This window comes from Galbibacter sp. L-19, assembly GCF_056857615.1.
In genome coordinates this window covers 52,968-73,332 of record NZ_JBSXNL010000049.1, presented here as the reverse complement: position 1 = coordinate 73,332, position 20,365 = coordinate 52,968, and the positions used below count along the sequence as shown (strand labels likewise).

The following is a 20,365-nucleotide window of genomic DNA, read 5'->3' as shown; positions in this document are numbered from 1 at the left end:
AGTTGAATTATTTTCTTTTAAATACCTTGTAGGCTTGTCTCGAGGTAGTTGATTAGGAGGTTTCAGTACGCTCAGCCTAATAATAGTTTAACTAAAAATGGAACAAGAACAGCATAACCGATAATAAAATAAATGAAGATTACAGAAACGAAATTAAAAGGTTGTTTTATTATAGAACCTCGTCTTTTTCAAGATGAGAGGGGGTACTTTTTCGAGAGTTTTAATAAAAATCAGTTTAAGGAGGCTATTGGAGAAGAGGTTAACTTTGTGCAAGACAATCAGTCTTTATCAAAAAGAGGAGCGGTAAGAGCGCTGCATTATCAAGTTGGTGTATACGCACAAGCAAAATTAGTACGAGTTTTACAAGGGAAAGTGCTCGATGTAGCGGTAGACATCCGTAAAGATTCAGCTACTTTTGGGGAGCATGTTGTGTTAGAGCTTTCTGCAGAAAATAAAAAGCAATTATTTATTCCAAGAGGATTTGCACATGGTTTTGTAGCGCTAAGTGAAACAGCAGAGTTTTTCTATAAATGTGACAATTTTTATAATAAGGAAGCTGAAGGAGGAGTTATTTATAATGACAAAACCCTTAATATTGATTGGCAAATCCCAGGTTCAGAAGTTGTTTTATCAGAAAAAGACAGACAATTGCCTAGTTTTAAAGAAGCTATTTTAAAGTTTGATTGATGATGAGCGATTTAAAACCTGAAATATGTCACCCTGAGCAAGCTTGTGCTGAGCAAGGTCGAAGCATCGAAGGCCAAAAAAAAGTAACTATATTAGTAACTGGAGCTAATGGTCAGTTAGGACTTACTATTCAGAAATACAAAAACGAATACAAAAATGCAGTGTTTATTTTTTGTACTTCGGAAGAATTAAATATTACAAATGAGGCTTCAATAGCAGAAGTATTTAAAAAACACCAACCAGATTATTGTATTAATTGTGCAGCTTATACCAATGTAGAAAAAGCAGAAGAGGAGCCAGAAAAAGCTTTTTTGGTAAATGCCGAAGGGGTTAAAAAAATAGCGGTAGTATGTAAGGAATATCAAACAACACTAATCCATATTTCTACAGATTATGTTTTTGATGGAGAGAAAGGTACACCATATACAGTAACCGACAAACCAAATCCTATTAATGAATATGGGAAGTCAAAGTTAAAGGGAGAGCAATACATTCAAGAGCTCTTGACAGCGTATTTTATTATTCGTACTTCATGGTTGTATAGTAAGGAGTTTGGAAATAATTTTTATAAAACAATAGTAGAGAAAGCAAAGGAAGGACAAGAGATTCGTGTTGTAGATAACCAAATTGGTTGCCCTACAGATACCGTAAACCTTCATTATTTTATAAAAGAACTTGTAGAGGGGAAAAACACCCTTTATGGAATAAAACACTATTGTGATACAGAAATATTGAGTTGGTTTGATTTTGCAAAAAAAATAGTGAAACAGAATGAAATTGAAGAGGTTGAAGTTGTTTGTGATAACTCATATATAACCAAAGCAAAGAGGCCAAAGTATAGTGTGCTTCTATAGGTTAGTGTATTAATTCTTAAAAGTCTTGGAGATAAAGCCGATTATTGTATTTTTGTGCAAAACTACATGGGATTTAAATTTAGTAATTAGTTTTTTACTCAATGTTTTTAATTTAAATATTAATATGACTAATAATGTAGGTATTATAGTTCAAGTAAGAACTGGTTCTACGCGTTTGCCAAATAAAGTTTTATTACCATTTTATAATGGTAGTTCTATTTTAGATATTATAATGGATAAACTGCTATTCTTTCAGAATAAGTATAAAATTGTTTTGGCTACTAGTAGTAATGATTCAGATAGTATTTTTATTGATTTAGCAAAAAGATACAATGTAGAGTATTTTGCAGGCGATGAAAATGATGTTTTAAATAGATTTATTGGAGCAGCATCTAAGAATCATATTGATAGTATTGTTAGAATATGTTCGGATAATCCTTTTTTAAATATTCCTAGCATAGAAAGAATGATAGATATTTTTAATTTTAAAAATAATAATATAGATTATGTAAGTTATGTTAATAATAAAGGTGTACCTGCAATCAAAACTCATTTAGGACTATATGCAGAATTGGTGTCTTTAAAAGCATTAAAAAAGGTACGTAGTTTAACTAATTCCGCATATTATCAGGAGCATGTTACAAATTTTATATACTCAAATATCAAGATGTTTGATGTGTGCTTAGAAAAGATGCCAGACTTACTAGTTGATAGAGAAGATTTGCGTTTCACTATTGATGATATAGAAGACTTTAATAATTTAAAAGGATTGTACAGTTATTACAGTAAAAATAATTATGATTTAAAATTAATGATTGATTATGTTGATAACAATAAATTCTTATCTCAGAAAATGAAAAATAATATTAAAAAATATAACAAATGACGTATGTAATAGGTGAAATTGGTCAAAATCATAATGGATCTGTAGATATAGCCAAGCTTATAATTGATGCAGTTAGTAGACCTGTGAAGGACAATCTTTTTGATAAAGAATTAAAAATGATGGATGCTGTGAAATTGACAAAGCGTGATTTGAATCAAGAGTTGTCAGCTTCACAGATGAATAAAATTTATGATACACCTAATTCTTTTGGAAGGACTTATGGAGAACACAGAGCCTTTTTAGAACTAAATGATGAAGAGCATTATGAGGTATTTAAATACGCAAAATCTAAAGAGTTAGATTTTGTGGAAACATTATGTGCTGTTGGATGTTTGAGTTTATTAAAATTATTTACACCTGATAGATTAAAGGTGGCTTCTAGAGATTTAACAAATCTACCTTTGTTGGCTGCAATGGCAGAAACTAAAATTCCTATTATTCTATCTACAGGGATGGCAGGAGAAAAGGAGCTTGATGACGCATTAGAAACTATAAATAATTATCATTCCGATATTTCGATTTTGCATTGTGTATCTGAATATCCCACACGTTATGATAATGTTAATTTAAAGACAATAAGTTATCTGAAAAAAAATTATTCTGATTATATTATTGGATATTCTGATCATACTGTTGGGATTGCTACACCAATAGCTGCTGTTGCAATGGGGGCTGAAATCATTGAAAAGCATATTACTTTGGATAGATTAATGAAAGGAACGGATCAAGCTGGTTCTTTAGCTGTTGATGGTATATATAGAATGATGCGTGATATAAGAAATCTTGAAAAGTCTTTTGGAAAGGAAGGGATATATATTGAGGAATCAGTTAAAGTAGCAAGAGAAAAACTAGAAAGATCGATTGCTTCAATTAGACCTTTAGAAAAAGGTCATGTTATAACTGAAAAAGACATTCATTTATTAAGTCCTGGTGACGGTTTTAAATGGGTGCAAAAGGGCAACATAATAGGTATGAAATTGAATAAAGCACTGCCACAAGATGAAATAATATACCCTAATGATTTAGAATCTTGATGAGTATTATGAATTTACCTAAGTTAATTATTACTGATATTGATGGCGTTTGGACAGATGGTGGAATGTATTATGATAATTTTGAAAATGAATTTAAAAAGTTTAATACATATGACAGTGCGGGAATTCTATTTTTGAAAATCTTAAATATACCTACATGTATAATTACTGGTGAGTCGAATAATATTGTTTCGAGAAGAGCTAATAAACTTAATATAGAGTATACTTTTTTAGGGATAAAAGATAAAGTTAAAATAGCTAATGAGTTAATTGATAAGTTAGGGATTGAATTTAAAGATGTAGCCTTTATAGGAGATGATATAAACGATTATGATTTATTAAACCTTGTAGGGTTGAGTGCCTGTCCTAGTAGTGCGCCTGATTATATAAAAAATAGAGTAAGTTGGGTTCTTGATAAAAAGGGAGGTGAAGGTGTATTTAGAGAATTTATTGAGAAAATTTTATATATTAATAATTTTGATATAGTTAAATTATTAAATGAAAATGAAGTTATTAATAATTATATTCAGTAGTTTAGTTTTTATCTCAATTGGCAGGTTTAATAGTTATATTTTATAATAAAAGAATCATTAGTTTAATTTTTATATAAGACAGGGGTTTTGTTAAATGTTCATAAAACAAAGCTTTTAAATATTTTCCGTATGTATACTAAAAATATCTTGAATGGGAGTTGTGTTGTTTTAATGATATTTAAAAATATATTAATTTGTAAATTCTTTGACTAAACTGAAACCAGTATAATTTAAGGTACATATTTTATTATTTAGATGAAATTAATAGGGCTTCGAAAAGCCCTATTCTATTTGAATATACAATATAGAGAGATAGGTTATCTTCTCAAAATTGGTTGTTCATTTTACTGTTGTTAAACTTTTAGATGACTATTTAAGTATTTGGTTATAAAATAAGTAAAGAAATAATAGTGTAAAAAATGCAGTTTTATATCAATTTGAATTTAATATTTTAGATGAGAATTTTAATAAAGAAATCCTACATTATTAATGCAATATTCTTTTTATTCCTTTCAAATGGGATATACTATTTTTTTTACCCTGAGTTAGTCCATGAAATCAATTTATATAAGTATTCAAAATATGTTCTTTTTTTCTGTTTTCTGTTTTTGACTATTAAAGAAAACCTAAGACAAAAAGTGGGATATTTTCTTTTATTAATACCTTTCTTCTTATACTATTTTATTATTAATTCAATAGCAGATATAGTTATTTTTTTTAATTATACATTACCTTTTTTTATTTTTCTATCATTTAAAAGTTTATTCAAGGTAGATTGGAAGAGAATAACATTACTAATTATTATAATATCATATATTTTTGGTTTTTATGAAATTTTATTCCTAGAGAATCATTTTTACATGTATAATAGAGGGTTGAATTCTTATAGGGTTGTGTCTATTTTTATTAATCCTAATAATTTTGGTATTGTATTATCTATATTGACATATGTGGTTTTGATTTTTTTTAAATTGAGGTTATTTTATAAAGGCATAATTTTCATTTTGTCTTTTTTAATGGTAAAATTCTCAGGCTCTAAAACAGCATTAATAGTATATGCTATGTATACTTTCTATTTTTTATTTTTATTTATAAGAAGAAATTATAAGGTAATTTATCATATTTTAAAAAATAAATGGGTTAGTGCAATCATTCTTTTTGGAGTTCTATTTTTAATAAGAAAGATAATCTTAATTCAGGCTTCATATAATACAAGGAAGTTTGATCTGGACAGTCTGTATATTAGATTTTCGGATTATTTTGATTTTTTTAGTAGATTAAATGGTAATATTTTTTTTCCTTGGCTTAATAATGGGAAAAATGTTGATAATATATATTTACATATATTAGGTTCTTTCGGGATGATAGTTTTATTAATATGGTTGTTGTTTAACTTCTTCTTAATTTATAAAATAAGAAAAAATTTGAGCTTTTTGGTTTTGCTATTATCTTTTTTATTAATAGGACTTACAACTAATTTCATGTATTTTTGGCCTGTTTCATATTTTTATTGGGGTCTAGCAGGAATTATTTATTATAGAAATTATATATTAAACAACAATGTAATCTAAATGATAGACAGTAAAATGGTGTCAGACGCTTATATAGAAGAGCTTAATAACAGAGATGTTATTTTAAATAAGTTCCATATAAAAAAAATTAATTTTAAAAAAAATATTTATTATTTCCTTTTAGTAACTGTTAAGACACTTGGGTCTTTTTTTATAATGAAGGGAAGGAAAATAGATGATGAAAAAGTATACCTTTCATGGGGGGAATTGCATTCTACATTATCTCATAATGTACCTAGAGAGTTTAAGCTTATAGAGTTTAATTATAGATCCTTGGGTGTCCAAGAAATGAAATTTTATAAGAAGATTTCTTATATTAAATCGATTAAACTTGCTTATTCATTATTTCAAAAAGGAAAAGGGTATAAATTCAATAGCTTGCTATATGCTATTTCATTTAGTATAGACTTTCAGGTATTTAACAATCTATTAAAAGATGTAAAGCAGCTGTATATTGCAGGTCAACTAGATAGATATACAATAATATCGTCTTTCATTTGTAATAATGCAAGTAAAAAACTATCTATTGTACAGCATGGGGTTAATAATATATATGATGGATTATATAAAATAAAAACAGAGGAAATTTTCTATTTGTATGATTTTTCAATTCCATATTTTAAGACTTATGTTGAAGATTCTAAAGATTTAAAATTTATTAAAATCGAAAGAAGTTTAAATTATGATAAATATGCTATAAATCACAATCTTAAGAAATCAATTGCCTTTGCTTGTCAGGACATAAACCCTCAAAATAATAATATTATTATAGAAGAGTTAATAAGGAAATGTAAGGATTATACAATAGTAATATATCCTCATCCTAATGAGAATCCTAATTATTATAATATGTACAAGTCAAATGAGCGAGTAGTGATATCACAAAATAAATTTAAAAATATAAATTTATTAATAACAAGGTTTTCAACCTTAGGTGTTGAATATAATGAATTAGGAGTGAATGTTGTTTTTGTTAATATAGATGATATTCAGTCAGATTTTCTAATATCAGGTAAATTTAAGGTCTTTTTTAAATTTGAAGATTTTTCAAAATGGATTGAATTTTTTAATGGTTGAAATTATGAATATTATCTTAAATAAGATTAAAGGTTCTTTTTTTATTATTTACCATAATAATTTTTTAATATTACTTATATCGATACTTCTTCCTGAAAGAATAGGGGTTAAGTTTATTTTTTTATTTATTGTATTTACCTTAATTCCTATTGAAAGAAAAAATCAAAAGAGATTATCACTTAATAATGAAACAAAATTTATTTTAGGGATACTTATTTTTATTTTTTTATATAGTACTCTAAGTTTACTATGGTCAAGTGAATTTTTGTTAGGAATAAAAGATTTAGAAAAAATAACTTCATTTATATTATTTCCCATTCTCTTTTTATTTAATAGAAATAAAATTAGGGTTAATTATAGGTGTGCTTTTAAAATATTTTTAATTTCTATAAATATTTTATTACTGTTATGTTTTGCTATTGCATTTTATCATAGCTTAATAAATGTAGGATTTCAAAAGTGGCCATTTAAGTATTATAACTTTACTTATTGGGTGGATTTTCATCCAGGATATTTGTCATTACTTTTATTGTTAGCATTAGTTATTATCAAGTATGGATTGATAAATATGAGGGTGGGAAATAATGATCATATTTTTTATCTTACTTCTTTTATTTTTTTATCATTTTCTTTATTTTTTATTGGTTCTAAGTTTGCCATAATCACATATTTTCTTAATACATTTTTATTTTTTTGTATTTATTTTAAAAGGCAAAGAAATATTGTAGTATCTATTTTCGTTATTTTATTTTTATTGATTATATCTAGCTTAGTTTCTATGAACACAAAGAATAGGATATATGATATATATAATTCTTTTGAACTTAGAAAAGAGATTAATCAAGCTTCAATTAATTTAATCTCAAAGCGACCTATAATTGGATATGGTTTTGGTTCTGTTAATAATGAACTTCTGTCTGAATATGAAAAGCTAAATATTGAGCCTGCATACAACGATAAGTTAAACGCTCATAATCAATTTTTACAAACCTTCCTTTCAACAGGGGTTATTGGATTTGTAGCATTGATTTCTATTTTCTACTTTCTACTTAGAATGCCTTTAAACAGACAGTTTAACACATTGTTAATGCTTCAATTTTTTATTTTTTTCTTAACAGAATCTGCCTTAGAGAGGCAGAGAGGGATAGTTCCATTTATGATATTTATTCTTTTATTAATAATGTTGCAATCTAATAAATTAGATAGTTATTATTTTGAAAATAAGAATCTAAACTAAATAGGTGCCAATACTTATTACGATGGTAGAAATGTATAAAAGAATATTAACATTATTTAGGAATGATTTTGCCAAATCAACGCTCTTGTATGGTTTTTCTACAGCTATAAATAAAGGTTTGATGTTGTTGTCTCTCCCTTTTTTAGGGAAAATATTAACGCTAGAGGAATATGGGGTCTGGGCACTCATACAAATAATAATCTCCTTAGGAGCTCCGGTATTATCATTAAATGCTTTTTCAGCTATCGTGAGGGAAGGAGTAGGGAATTCTCACAAGGGTTTTACAGTTTTTTGTAGTTATTCAAAGCTAACAATTATGCTTATAGTCATATTAGGCTTAGTAATCTATCTATTTTGTGAGGATATTATAATTTTTAGTTTTTTACTTATAGGGTTAGAAGCTTTGCAATTCTGTATATTAGGTTATTACAGATCTCAAGACAAACATTTATTATATTTTAGTGTAAGTTTATTAAAATTAGTGTCATTATTGATATCAACAATATTATTATGGAATGAGCACAACCTAATATTATTAATAAAATATCAATTTAAGATAGGTTTTATTCTTCTTTTATTTTTCTATATAAGTTGTTTTATAATTAATAGAACTAAATTAATAAAATTAATAGGACTCAATAGGATATTAATATTTTCTATTTTATTAATCCCCCATGGTATTTCTCAGTGGGTGCTAAGTGGTTCAGATAGGATAATTATTGAATGGTTTTTATCCGATATCGAACTTGGAAAGTACAGTTTGGCATATTCAATAGCGATGTCTCTTATGGTTTTAAATAGTGGGTTAGGTCTAGTTATGCCTAATTTTATAATCAGAAATTATGATAAATGGATTGATGGGGTTTTAAAAAGTAAAGTTATTATAGGATATAGTTTTTTGACAATGATACTGGCAATAGGAATGTTTTTATCTCTTCCATATTTGGGAGGTATAATTTCGATTTTTAAAAATATAAGTTCTTCAATAGGGATGATGATTCTAACATTGTACATGGGTTTGTATCTGCTTGGAATCTATTACTTATATATTAATGTTCTCTTTTATCATAAAAAATCAAAAATGATTTCTTACGTGACTATAATGTCATCAATATTAAATGTAGTGTTAACTATTTTTATGGTTATTTATATTGGTGTATATGGAGCAGCTTTATCAACATTTATATCTTATTTATTTTATTGTGGAAGCTCAATTTATGTTGCTAGAAAAATAGAGCCTATAATCTCCAAAAATATTAAAAAAGAACTGATAATAATTGTTGTCTCTTTCTTACTAATATTTAGTATATCAAGCTTAATAATATATAATTATTAAACAATCCATATTAAAATAATTATAATTAATTCAATAACTTTAAAATGGACCTTGTTAATTACTTAGATTTATCTGTACATTTGAAAAAAATATATAGAGCTTAATTTAAATAAAGTTAAATGATGTTTAAAGACAAAATACTTTTAATAACTGGTGGCACAGGTTCTTTTGGGAATGCTGTTTTAAATAGATTTCTAAATACCGATATAAAGGAAATTAGAATTTTCTCTAGAGATGAGAAAAAACAACATGATATGCGATTAAAATTAAATAACCCAAAAATAAAGTTTTATATTGGTGATGTCCGCAATTATGATAGTATTGAGATGGCTATGCGGGGAGTTGATTATGTTTTTCAAGCAGCAGCACTAAAGCAGGTTCCTTCATGTGAATTTTTTCCTATTGAAGCCACCAAAACAAATGTTCTAGGTACTGAAAATGTATTAAAAGCTGCAATAGTAAATAAGGTTTCGAAGGTAATTTGTTTAAGTACGGATAAAGCTGCTTATCCTATTAATGCTATGGGAATGAGTAAAGCATTGATGGAAAAAGTAGCAGTGGCTGCATCTAGAAATTTAAATGAAACAGAAACAACAATATGTTTAACAAGATATGGAAATGTTATGGCATCGAGAGGATCGGTAATTCCACTATTTGTAGAACAAATAAAGTCAGGAGAATCAATTACTATTACAGATCCAAATATGACACGTTATTTAATGACTCTTGAGGATGCAGTTGATTTAGTTTTATTTGCTTTTCATAATGGGAAACAAGGTGATTTATTTGTACAAAAAGCACCAGCTTCTACAATTGAGGATTTAGCTAAAGCACTTTTAGAGATGTATGGTTCCAGTAATGAGATAAAAATAATAGGTACACGTCATGGAGAGAAGTTATATGAAACATTGTGTACTAGAGAAGAAATGTTGAAAGCTATAGATTTACCAGGGTTTTATCAAATACCTGCTGATAATAGAGATTTGAATTATGCTCAATATTTTTCAGAAGGTGATGAAGAAATTGCATTAATAGAAGATTACAATTCTCATAATACCAATAGACTAAATGTTAATCAGGTTAAGCAACTTTTATTAAAACTACCTTTGATTAAGGAGGATATGGATAATTTTATAAAAAATAAATAAATGGTAAATGTAGGGATTACTGGTCATAACGGATTTATAGCTAAGCATCTTTTAAATACAATCTCAATAAGAGAAGAATATGAAATAGTGCCATTTGAAAGAGAATTTTTTGATAACGAAGAATTATTAAATAAATTTGTTAAAAGGTGTGATGTGATTATACACCTAGCTGCTTTAAATAGGCATGAAGATCAAGATGTTATTTTTAAAATTAATACTGATTTAGTAAAAAAAATCATTAATGCTTTAAAAGTAACTAATAGTATACCCCATGTAATATTTTCATCTTCTGTACAGGAAGAGAATGATAGTTTGTACGGAAAATCTAAAAAATATGGTAGAGAATTATTTATTAATTGGGCAAATAATTCAAATGGTAAATTTTCGGGTTTAATAATACCAAATGTTTTTGGTCCATTTGGTACTCCTTATTATAATTCTGTAATTGCAACCTTTTGTCATCAATTGGTTAATGGTGAGTTGCCTAAAATTATTAAAGATTCAGAGTTGAAAACAATATATATTTCAGAATTAGTAGATCAAATTTTAATTGAAGTTAATAATAATAAATCAAATTTTGAGTGTATAATAGCCGAAACTAATAAAATAAAAGTTTCTAAAATACTTGATTTATTAAAAACATATAAAGAGAAATATTTTGAGAAAGGTGAGATTCCATATTTTAGCGACATATATGAAATAAATCTTTTTAATACTTTTAGATCATATATTAATATAGAATCATTTTTTCCAAAACAATATCAAAAGCATAAAGATGATCGTGGAACCTTTGTTGAGATAATTAGATTACATAGTGGTGGACAAGTTTCATTTTCAACCACAAAATCAAATGTGGTAAGAGGGAATCATTTTCATACAAGGAAAATTGAAAGATTTTCAGTAATAAAAGGAAAGGCTCTTGTCCAACTTAGAAAGATTGGAGATAAAAAAATATATGAGTTTTATTTAGATGGAGATACACCATCGTATGTAGATATGCCTATATGGTATACTCATAATATTAAGAATATAGGTGAGGATGTGTTGTACACAAATTTTTGGATCAGTGAAATTTATAATCCAGATAATTCCGACACATATTTCGAAACCGTTTAATAATAAGTGATGAATAAACTTAAAGTAGTAACAGTAGTAGGCACACGACCTGAAATCATACGTTTATCTCGGGTTATAAGCGCATTAGATAAGTCAGAAGCGATTGATCATGTTTTTATACATACTGGTCAAAATTATGACTATGAACTCAATCAAATTTTTTTTGAGGATTTAGGAATCCGAAAGCCTGATTATTTTCTTGAAGCAGCAGGAGAAACAGCTACAGCTACGGTAGGGAATATTTTAATAAAAATAGATCCTCTGTTGGAAAAATTAAAACCAGATTCTTTTTTAGTATTAGGAGATACAAATTCTTGCCTCTGCGCTATTCCTGCAAAAAAACGTCGGATACCAATTTTTCATATGGAAGCAGGTAATCGCTGCTTTGATCAACGGGTGCCAGAAGAAACTAATAGAAAAATTGTAGATCACCTAAGTGATGTTAATTTAACTTATAGTAGTATTGCAAGAGAGTACTTGTTGAATGAAGGGTTACCTGCGGATAGAATAATAAAAACAGGCTCGCCTATGTTTGAAGTTTTACATTGTTATCTATCTGATATAAAGCGATCAAGAGTATTAGAGAAATTAAACATAGAAAAGGAAAAATATTTTGTAGTTTCAGCACATCGGGAAGAAAATATTAACTCAGAAAAAAATTTTACAGGATTGATTAATAGTTTAAATGCAATTGCTGAAAAGTATTCCTTTCCTATAATAGTATCTACACATCCGCGAACTAGAAAAATGATTGAAAAGAAAAATGTAAAAGTACACTCTTTGGTACAATTTTTAAAACCACTAGGTTTTCATGATTATAATGCATTACAACTTAACTCTTTTGCAGTTTTGTCTGATAGTGGAACTATTTCAGAAGAATCATCAATTCTTAATTTTAGAGCCTTGAATATACGAGAGGCTCATGAACGCCCAGAGGCGATGGAAGAAGCGAGTGTAATGATGGTAGGTTTATCTCCTGAGCGTATTTTACAGGGATTAACCCAAGTTTTACAGCAAAAAGTAGGAGCAGGAAGGAACTATCGTCAAGTACTTGATTATTCAATGCCAAATGTATCTGAAAAAATGGTACGTATTATAATAAGTTATACAGATTATATTAGAAGAACTGTTTGGAGTGAAGGAATTTAAGAAAGTAAAAATTTTAATTATTACTCAATACTTTTATCCAGAAAACTTTAAAAGTAATGATTTAGCTTTTGAGCTAAGAAGTCGTGATCATGATGTGACAGTGTTAACAGGTTTGCCAAATTATCCAGAAGGAAAAATATTCAAAGACTATGGGTGTTTTAAAAATAGGAAACAAATTATTAATGGCGTTAAAGTAATAAGGTCTTTACTATTACCTAGAGGGAACGGAGGTGGCTTTAGATTATTTGCAAATTATTACAGTTTCGCTTTTTTTGCATCTGTGAAAGCTTTTTTTTTAGGATTAAGTAATCGTTATGATGCTGTTATTGTTCATGAGCCCTCTCCGATTACACAATATTATCCAGCCTTATTAATTAATAAAATATGGAAAACACCTGTATATTTTTGGGTAATGGATCTTTGGCCAGAAAGTCTAGCTATTGCTGGGGGGATTAAAAATAAGTTTATTTTAAGTTATTATGCTAAGGTTGTTAAAAGATTTTATAAAAATTCAGAAAAAATATTAATAACATCTAAAGGTTTTAGACATGCAATTAATGAAAAAGGTGATTTTAACAATAAAATAATTTATTTTCCAAATTGGGCAGAAGATTCTATATCTGAAGGGAATAAAGATTATCATATACCATCTCTGCCAGAAGGATTTAAAGTAATGTTCGCAGGTAATATAGGGGAAGCTCAGGATTTAGATAATGTTATGAATGCAGCTCTTAAATTAAACAAACATAAAAAAATAAAATTCATTATAGTGGGCGATGGTAGAAAAATGTCATCTGTAAAGCAATTTGTTGATCAAAATAATTTACAAGAAACTGTTTATACTATGGGAAGATTTCCAGTAGAAGCCATGTCTAGTTTTTTTGATAAAGCAGATGTAATGCTAGTTACATTAAAAGATGACCCCATATTTAACCTTACAGTTCCAGCAAAAATGCAGGCTTATATGAGTGCATCGAAACCAATAATTGCGATGTTAAATGGGGAGGGGGCAAATAATATTATAGAAGCAGATTGTGGGTTTACAGTTCCAGCAGGAAATTATTCTATTCTTGCAAAAACAATATTGAATGCTTCTGAGATGCCATCTGAGGAGCTTAAAATATTAGGTGATAATAGTAGATCCTATTATGAAAGTAACTTTAAAATGACTACGTGTATAACTAATCTTGAAACTATAATTGCGAAAAATTTATGACCTGTTTTAAATTAAATATATTATGAAAATATTAATTACAGGAGTGACTGGATTTGTTGGAAAGCATCTTGCTTCATATTTGAGAGATAGAAAGTGTAAGATAATGCCTATTTCACTACGAAAATCAGATTGGATAACAGAGGTGTGTAATAATAAAGCAGATGCTATAATTCATTTAGCAGGAAAAGCGCACGATACTTCCAATTTATCAAATCCAGAGGAATATTATAAAATAAATAGAGACCTTACGATAGAAGTGTTCAATTATTATTTAAAGTCTGATATTAAAGACTTTTTCTATTTTAGTTCGGTAAAGGCTGTTGCTGATTCTGTCGACGGTGTTTTGATGGAAAATGAAGATGCGAATCCCATCACTCATTACGGAAAGTCAAAATTGGAAGCTGAGCAATACCTGCTAAGTCAAAATCTTCCAGTTGGAAAGCGTTTGTTTATTATTCGTCCTTGTTTGATTCATGGACCAAGCAATAAGGGAAACCTAAATCTTTTATATAAAATCGTAGAGAAAGGGTTGCCTTGGCCACTTGCAAAGTTTCACAATCAGAGATCTTTTCTAGGAATTGATAATTTAAATTACCTTATTCATCAGATGCTCTTAAGGGATGATTTACAGTCAGGAATTTATAATTTTGCTGATGACGAAGCTATTTCTACCAATGAATTAATTATAATAATAAATAAAGCTTTAGATAAAAAAGAGAAACTTTGGAAAATTCCTGAAAATTTAATTGAAAAATTAGTAAGTATAGGTAATGTATTGAAGTTGCCATTAAACTCTGAAAGACTTAAAAAATTAACAGAGTCCTATGTTGTTTCAAATCAAAAAATAAAATTGGCATTAGGATTAGAAAAACTTCCACTGTCTACTGAAGAAGGATTAATTAAAACGATTAAAAGTTTTAAATCAAAAAAATAATTTTAAAATCTTGACATAATAACACTTAATTTATGATTCGTATATTCGACTTCTTTTTTGCATTTCTAGGCTTATTGTTTCTTTGGCCAATATTGTTAATTCTTTACCTTATAGGGTTATTGGACACTGGTTCTCCTATTTTCGTGCAAAAAAGGGTAGGGAAGTTCAAAAAACCATTTAAGCTAATTAAATTTAGAACGATGCATGTGAATACTAAATCGGTTGCTACCCATTTATCAAATCAGTCATCAGTTACAAAGTTTGGTAGTTTTCTAAGAAAGTCTAAGCTGGATGAGCTTCCCCAATTAATTAATGTTTTGATTGGAGATATGAGTTTAGTAGGACCACGACCGAATTTATTTAATCAAGCTGAATTAATTGAAGAACGAGATAAAAGAGGAGTTTATAATGTGGTTCCAGGTATTACTGGTCTTTCTCAAATAAATAAAATTGATATGTCTACACCAAAAGTATTAGCAGAAAAAGATGCTGAGATGCTTAAAAGTTTAACGATAACAAATTATTTTAAATATATTTTTGCAACAGTAAGTGGAAAAGGGCAAGGAGATAGAATTCGAAAGCAATAAATATTGTATTCCAACTTAACTAATAACGAAAGAGAAAGAATACAGAGAGTTGTAGAAAAAGTTGTATATTCGTAGCACGTAATTGTGGTTTATTATGTCTTATAATATTAAAGATAAGCTAGACTTATCTAAATTAGGTTTTTTACCCAGATGGGGAGTGTTTTTTATTGATGTGTGTATATGCTTGGTAGCACTTGTGTTATCAATGCTCGTTGCACAGATGGATAAACCCTTAATTCAAATTCAATCTAATTTAAATTTAATTGTTTTAATTGTTCTAGCAGTAAATAGTTTTGCATTTATAATATTTAGAACCTATGCAGGGTTAATTAGACATTCAGGATTTATAGATGCCATACGAATTTTATTAGCTGCTATATTTACCTTTACGGTGGTAATGGCAATTAACTACGGTTTTTATTTTAAAACCAATGCTTATTTAATGCCCCGTTCTTTTCTCATTCTTTATTTTTTAATCTCGTTTTCATTATTATTTGTATTTAGAATAGCAACTAAACAATTTTTTGAGTTTTTTATTAAATCAATAAGAGAAAAGGACTCCATTAAGGTGTTAATATATGGTATTAATTCTAATGCAGTATCTGTTGCGAGTGCATTAAAATCTGAAAGTCCATCTAGATTTCATGTAGTGGGTTTTATTACAGATGAGAAGAAAAATACAAATAAAAGAATTTTAGGGGAGCCTATAATCTATTTGAGTAAACGTATCTCTGTGTTAATGAGATTTCACAAAGCACAAGGTGTCATTTTAACAGATAATTCGATTTCTTTAAAAAAGAAAAATAAGATTGTTGAAGATTGTATTCAGAACAATATGAGTGTCTTTATGGCTCCGTTAGTTTCTGATGTTGAGGATGAAAAAGTCTCCAGTAAAATTGAAGCAATTCAAATAGAAGATTTATTGCCAAGAAAAGCAATTAACTTAAATATCTCTTCAATTTTAAAAGATATTGAGGGCAAGCGAGTTTTAATTACTGGTGGAGCAGGGTCTATTGGAAGTGAAATTGCAAGACAGATAGCTCTTTTTAACCCAGAAAAATTGTTTGTATTAGATCAAGCAGAAACACCGTTACATAGTGTTCACCTTGAACTTGCTAATAAGCATCCAAATTTAAAATTAGAGGTTGTATTAGCAGATATTCGTAATAAGGATAGAATTACAAACTTTTTTAGAAGCTGTCGTCCTCATGTAATTTTTCATGCAGCAGCATATAAACATGTGCCACTTATTGAAAATAACCCTACAGAGGCTGCTCTAGTTAATATAGAAGGGACGAAGCATTTAGCAGATCTTGCTTTAAAGTTTCAAGCAGATAAGTTTGTTATGATCTCTACAGATAAGGCGGTTAATCCAACAAATATTATGGGTGCATCTAAGAGGATTGCAGAAATGTATGTGCAATCTTTATATTATAAAGCACAAAGAGAAAATCCTGAGTGCACAAAATTTATAACTACTCGTTTTGGAAATGTTTTAGGATCTAATGGTTCTGTAGTTCCTTTGTTTAAAGAGCAAATATCTAAAGGTGGTCCAGTAACAATTACTCACCCCGAAATTATTAGATATTTTATGACTATCCCAGAAGCTTGTCAGTTGGTAATAGAGGCTGGAAGAATGGGAAGAGGAGGAGAGATTTTTTTATTTGATATGGGAGATCCTGTTAAGATATTGGATTTAGCTAAGAAAATGATACGACTTGCTGGCTATACCCCTGATAAGGAAATTAAAATTAAAATTACGGGGCTACGCCCAGGAGAAAAGTTATTCGAAGAGCTTCTGAGTGATAAAGAAAGAACGATGCAGACTCATCATGAAAAAATAATGATAGGTAAGGTTTATACCGATAATTATGACTTAGTTGATGAAAGTATATCAAGTATTGTCTCTAATGCTCGTAATAATAGAATAGACTCTATGATTATAGCAATGAAAAAGTTAGTACCTGAGTATAAAAGTCAGAATTCTATATATGAAAGCTTTGATGTAAAATTGAAAACAGTTTTTGATAAGAGTAAGCTATCATCATAATATTACTCCTCCTCAAAGAACGTACTATTTTAAGTAGTCGAGTTATTAAGAATTAGCTGTGCAGTATTTAGTCTTATGATTTGATTAAAAGATTAAAGAATTGAAAGATTGAAAAAGTCGGAAGTCCGAAGTCGGGAGACGGAAGTAAAAAGTTCGAAGGAAGCAAAAATAAAGAGTATAGAGTAAAGATTTTTATCCTTATGCTTTTTCGAATTTTCATTTTATCAAAAACTAAAAACGACAAACCATAAACCAACTGTAATCTGCTTACTGAATACTCCCGACTTCGGTCTTCCGACTTCAAACCTTTTTTACTTCCACATTTCCAAATCTCCAAATTGACATCTTTGTCCCTTTGCACCTTTGAACCTTTGCCACTTTGAGTCAAAAAGTTAATGAGTTAAAGAAGAGAAGAATATAGAATATAGAGGAAAGAGTATAGATTTTTGCATTCTTTTGAGAGTTTTTAGTTTGCCCTAAACCGTAAACTAGCTTAATTTAGGAAGTGTAAAAAAGAAGCTGGTTCCTTTGTTTACTGTAGATTCAATCCATAATTTGCCCTTATTCTTCTTAATCATTTCCTTACAAAGATTAAGTCCTAATCCGGTTCCTTTTTCATTATCGGTTCCGTAGGTAGAGTTGAATTGTGTTTTATTGGATAAGATGCTGTCTATTTCTTCTTGAGAGATCCCAACACCACTATCTCTGACTTCTACTTGCCAAAAACTATCATTTTCTGTTGCTAAAACCTCTATAATACCATTTGTAGGTGTAAATTTAATAGCGTTATTAATAAGGTTTCTAAAGACCATATTTACCTGATCTTCGTCCACAAAAACTTTAGCTTCATCAGGTATTTTATTATTAATAGTAATATCTTTTTTATGTGCCAATCCTTTTAATAATGAACTGGAATCTTTTGCAAAAGCCCCCAATTTACTTTCTACAGGATTGGAAATAGCACCTTTCATCTGTGCTTGTCCCCATACCAATAAATTATTTAATGTAAAAGAGACGCTTTTTACCTGCTCGCTTAGTTTAGGAGCAAATTGCATAAAATCTTTCGGCGATATCTGATTGTCTTTTAATAAATCAATAAGCGAGTTTAGAGAGGCTATAGGAGCCCGTAAATCGTGTGCAATTACAGAAAAGAATTTATTCTTAGTTTCATTGAGACTCTGAAGCTCTTGCTCTCTCTTTTTGAGTTCGTGATTCTTATTTGCCAGTAACCCATTTAATTTTCGCTCTACTTTTCTACTTCTCTGGGTAAAGAAAAGTACGGTTAATAAAATAATTACCCCGCCTGTGGAGAGATACATAAAGAGGCGTTGTTTATTATGCTGTTTTTGATTGTCTAATCTCAATTCATTTTCCATAGCAATGAAAGACATTTGAGCTTCATGAGCAGCTATACTCTTTGTGTTTTCATTGTTAAAAATACTGTCATTGTAACTTTTAAATTGCTCGTAATAAAATAATGCATGCTCAAAATCTAGCTTTCTTTTATATACTTTATAAAGAGTTTCGGAACACTCTTTAATATCTTCAAAAGAATTTAATTCTTTAGCAGACTTTAGTCCTTCTTCAGCATAAATTTTTGCAAGATCATATTCTTGCATCCCATTGTAGGTCTTGGCAATTCCATTTAACAAAGATGTTTTCTCTCTCTTGTCTTCAATTTTTTCGTATAAAGAAAGCGATTGCATAAATATATCTAGTGCTTCTTCGTATTTATTTATTTCAACATATAATTGTCCTTTTACTTTTAATGCATATGCCAACCAATCTCCAAATCCCAACTCCTTAAAAGTAAGAATAGATTTTTCTATGTTTTCTAGTCCTTTTGCATATTCTTTGGTTTTTAACTGAAAGCTAGCAATATTACTTAACGTTTGTGCACTTGCTAATTCACTATTTGTATGTTTGTTTATTTCTTGTGCTTTGTATAAAAAATCTAGAGCCTTTTTAAACTCTTGCTGCATTCCATATGTGATGCCTAAATTTTCATATATCAAACCTAAATATAAAAGTTCAGTTTCTGTTTTTTTAGCCTCATTCTCACCCATGCTTATTCCTTTTAAACTGGCTTCAACAGATTTTTTTATATCTCCGGAATATTCATAAAATGTGGCTAAATTACTGTATGCTATTAGTATATTTTTAAGCTGATTTAAAGCCATAGCTTTTTCAAGGGCTCGCTCGGCATACTTAATAGCTTCTTTATAATTTCCGATTTCACTTTCATAAAATCCTAAATTTATTAAAGATTCAATTTCTCCACTTTTATAATCAATAGTCTCAGATAATTTTAAGCTTTCTTCTGCATAATGTTTTATAGTGTCATTGCTAATATAATAGTTGCTAAGTACATATCTGTTAAGAAGATTTATGTAGGAGGTGTCTTTTTTTTGCGCTAAAGGAAGTTTCTTTTGTTGCGCAACTATTTTATATAGACTATCTATATTTTGCTTCTGACAAAAACTGACAGAGCAAATTAATAAACAAAATAATGTTATAAATAGTCGGTAATTCATTCGGGGACTTGTATCAACCTCAAATTTAATATAAAAAATAATTAGTTTGTATTATTCTGATGTTAAATACAACCTGAAAAAGTAACAAGTTATCTAGAAAGATTTATTTTTTTACATATTGAGTATGGTTTATCCTACTTACACTTGTTTTTGTTGTAATTTACTCAGTAGCGGGTATTTAGTATTTTAATCTTCATGAGGAGCTAATTTCCCAAAAGTCTGTCCTTAGTTTACCAAAGGACTCTGTATCGAAATGAGTTAAATTTGTTTGCTTTGAATATTTCCTATGCTCGCCCCGAGATAGAAGATTATTTATGTAGAAGCTTTACAGAATTAAAACATGCTTAAAACCTTACAATTTTGTAGGTTTTTTTGGGTTTTATAACTTTCCTTAGCTAACCAGAGTACTTATGCTA

General features: G+C 28.6%; 16 protein-coding genes. 15 read left to right on the top strand and 1 reads right to left on the bottom strand.

The window, feature by feature from the left end; translation table 11 throughout:
- Positions 1-132: 132 nt before the first annotated feature.
- The 15 genes from rfbC (at position 133) to AC13CQ_RS08055 (ending at position 17,415) form a co-directional block, all read left to right on the top strand.
- Positions 133-687 carry a dTDP-4-dehydrorhamnose 3,5-epimerase gene (gene rfbC, locus AC13CQ_RS08125; RefSeq protein ID WP_482882811.1) on the top strand — a complete coding sequence of 185 codons (555 nt, stop codon included), beginning with the start codon at positions 133-135 and terminating at the stop codon, positions 685-687.
- Positions 688-689: 2 nt separating this feature from the next.
- Positions 690-1,541 carry a dTDP-4-dehydrorhamnose reductase gene (gene rfbD, locus AC13CQ_RS08120; protein ID WP_482882810.1) on the top strand — a complete coding sequence of 284 codons (852 nt, stop codon included), beginning with the start codon at positions 690-692 and terminating at the stop codon, positions 1,539-1,541.
- Positions 1,542-1,665: 124 nt separating this feature from the next.
- Positions 1,666-2,427 carry a cytidylyltransferase domain-containing protein gene (locus AC13CQ_RS08115; RefSeq protein WP_482882808.1) on the top strand — a complete coding sequence of 254 codons (762 nt, stop codon included), beginning with the start codon at positions 1,666-1,668 and terminating at the stop codon, positions 2,425-2,427.
- Entirely contained in the window at positions 2,424-3,461 is a 1,038-nt protein-coding gene (locus AC13CQ_RS08110) for an N-acetylneuraminate synthase family protein (protein ID WP_482882807.1), read from the top strand. Before AC13CQ_RS08115 ends, AC13CQ_RS08110 begins: the two co-directional genes overlap by 4 nt.
- Positions 3,462-3,469: 8 nt before the next feature.
- Positions 3,470-3,994 carry a KdsC family phosphatase gene (locus AC13CQ_RS08105; RefSeq protein WP_482882806.1) on the top strand — a complete coding sequence of 175 codons (525 nt, stop codon included), beginning with the start codon at positions 3,470-3,472 and terminating at the stop codon, positions 3,992-3,994.
- A 1,571-nt stretch (positions 3,995-5,565) separates the two neighbouring features.
- Entirely contained in the window at positions 5,566-6,642 is a 1,077-nt protein-coding gene (locus tag AC13CQ_RS08100) for a hypothetical protein (RefSeq protein ID WP_482882805.1), read from the top strand.
- A 4-nt stretch (positions 6,643-6,646) separates the two neighbouring features.
- Complete coding sequence (locus tag AC13CQ_RS08095; protein WP_482882804.1) at positions 6,647-7,879, top strand: O-antigen ligase family protein; 1,233 nt, start codon at positions 6,647-6,649, stop codon at positions 7,877-7,879.
- Between the two features lie 4 nt (positions 7,880-7,883).
- On the top strand, positions 7,884-9,215 hold the full coding sequence (locus AC13CQ_RS08090) for a lipopolysaccharide biosynthesis protein (protein ID WP_482882803.1): 1,332 nt from the start codon (positions 7,884-7,886) through the stop codon (positions 9,213-9,215).
- Between the two features lie 119 nt (positions 9,216-9,334).
- Positions 9,335-10,363, top strand: coding sequence for a polysaccharide biosynthesis protein (locus tag AC13CQ_RS08085; RefSeq protein ID WP_482882802.1), 1,029 nt, complete (start codon positions 9,335-9,337; stop codon positions 10,361-10,363).
- A complete protein-coding gene (locus AC13CQ_RS08080) occupies positions 10,364-11,479 on the top strand; it encodes a polysaccharide biosynthesis C-terminal domain-containing protein (protein WP_482882801.1) in 1,116 nt (371 codons plus the stop codon).
- A gap of 9 nt (positions 11,480-11,488) precedes the next feature.
- On the top strand, positions 11,489-12,628 hold the full coding sequence (wecB, locus tag AC13CQ_RS08075; RefSeq protein ID WP_482882799.1) for a non-hydrolyzing UDP-N-acetylglucosamine 2-epimerase: 1,140 nt from the start codon (positions 11,489-11,491) through the stop codon (positions 12,626-12,628).
- On the top strand, positions 12,615-13,844 hold the full coding sequence (locus AC13CQ_RS08070) for a glycosyltransferase family 4 protein (RefSeq protein WP_482882798.1): 1,230 nt from the start codon (positions 12,615-12,617) through the stop codon (positions 13,842-13,844). Before wecB ends, AC13CQ_RS08070 begins: the two co-directional genes overlap by 14 nt.
- A gap of 22 nt (positions 13,845-13,866) precedes the next feature.
- Positions 13,867-14,778: an NAD-dependent epimerase/dehydratase family protein gene (locus tag AC13CQ_RS08065; protein ID WP_482882796.1), complete on the top strand. Its 912-nt coding sequence runs from the start codon at positions 13,867-13,869 to the stop codon at positions 14,776-14,778.
- Positions 14,779-14,810: 32 nt separating this feature from the next.
- Positions 14,811-15,365, top strand: a complete 555-nt coding sequence (locus tag AC13CQ_RS08060; RefSeq protein WP_482882795.1) for a sugar transferase — start codon at positions 14,811-14,813, stop codon at positions 15,363-15,365.
- A gap of 94 nt (positions 15,366-15,459) precedes the next feature.
- Entirely contained in the window at positions 15,460-17,415 is a 1,956-nt protein-coding gene (locus AC13CQ_RS08055) for a polysaccharide biosynthesis protein (protein WP_482882793.1), read from the top strand.
- A 488-nt stretch (positions 17,416-17,903) separates the two neighbouring features.
- On the opposite strand, the gene AC13CQ_RS08050 is transcribed toward AC13CQ_RS08055, so the two are convergent.
- Positions 17,904-19,949 (bottom strand): tetratricopeptide repeat-containing sensor histidine kinase, encoded by a 2,046-nt coding sequence (locus AC13CQ_RS08050; protein ID WP_482882791.1) that lies wholly within the window; start codon positions 19,947-19,949, stop codon positions 17,904-17,906.
- Positions 19,950-20,365: the final 416 nt, after the last annotated feature.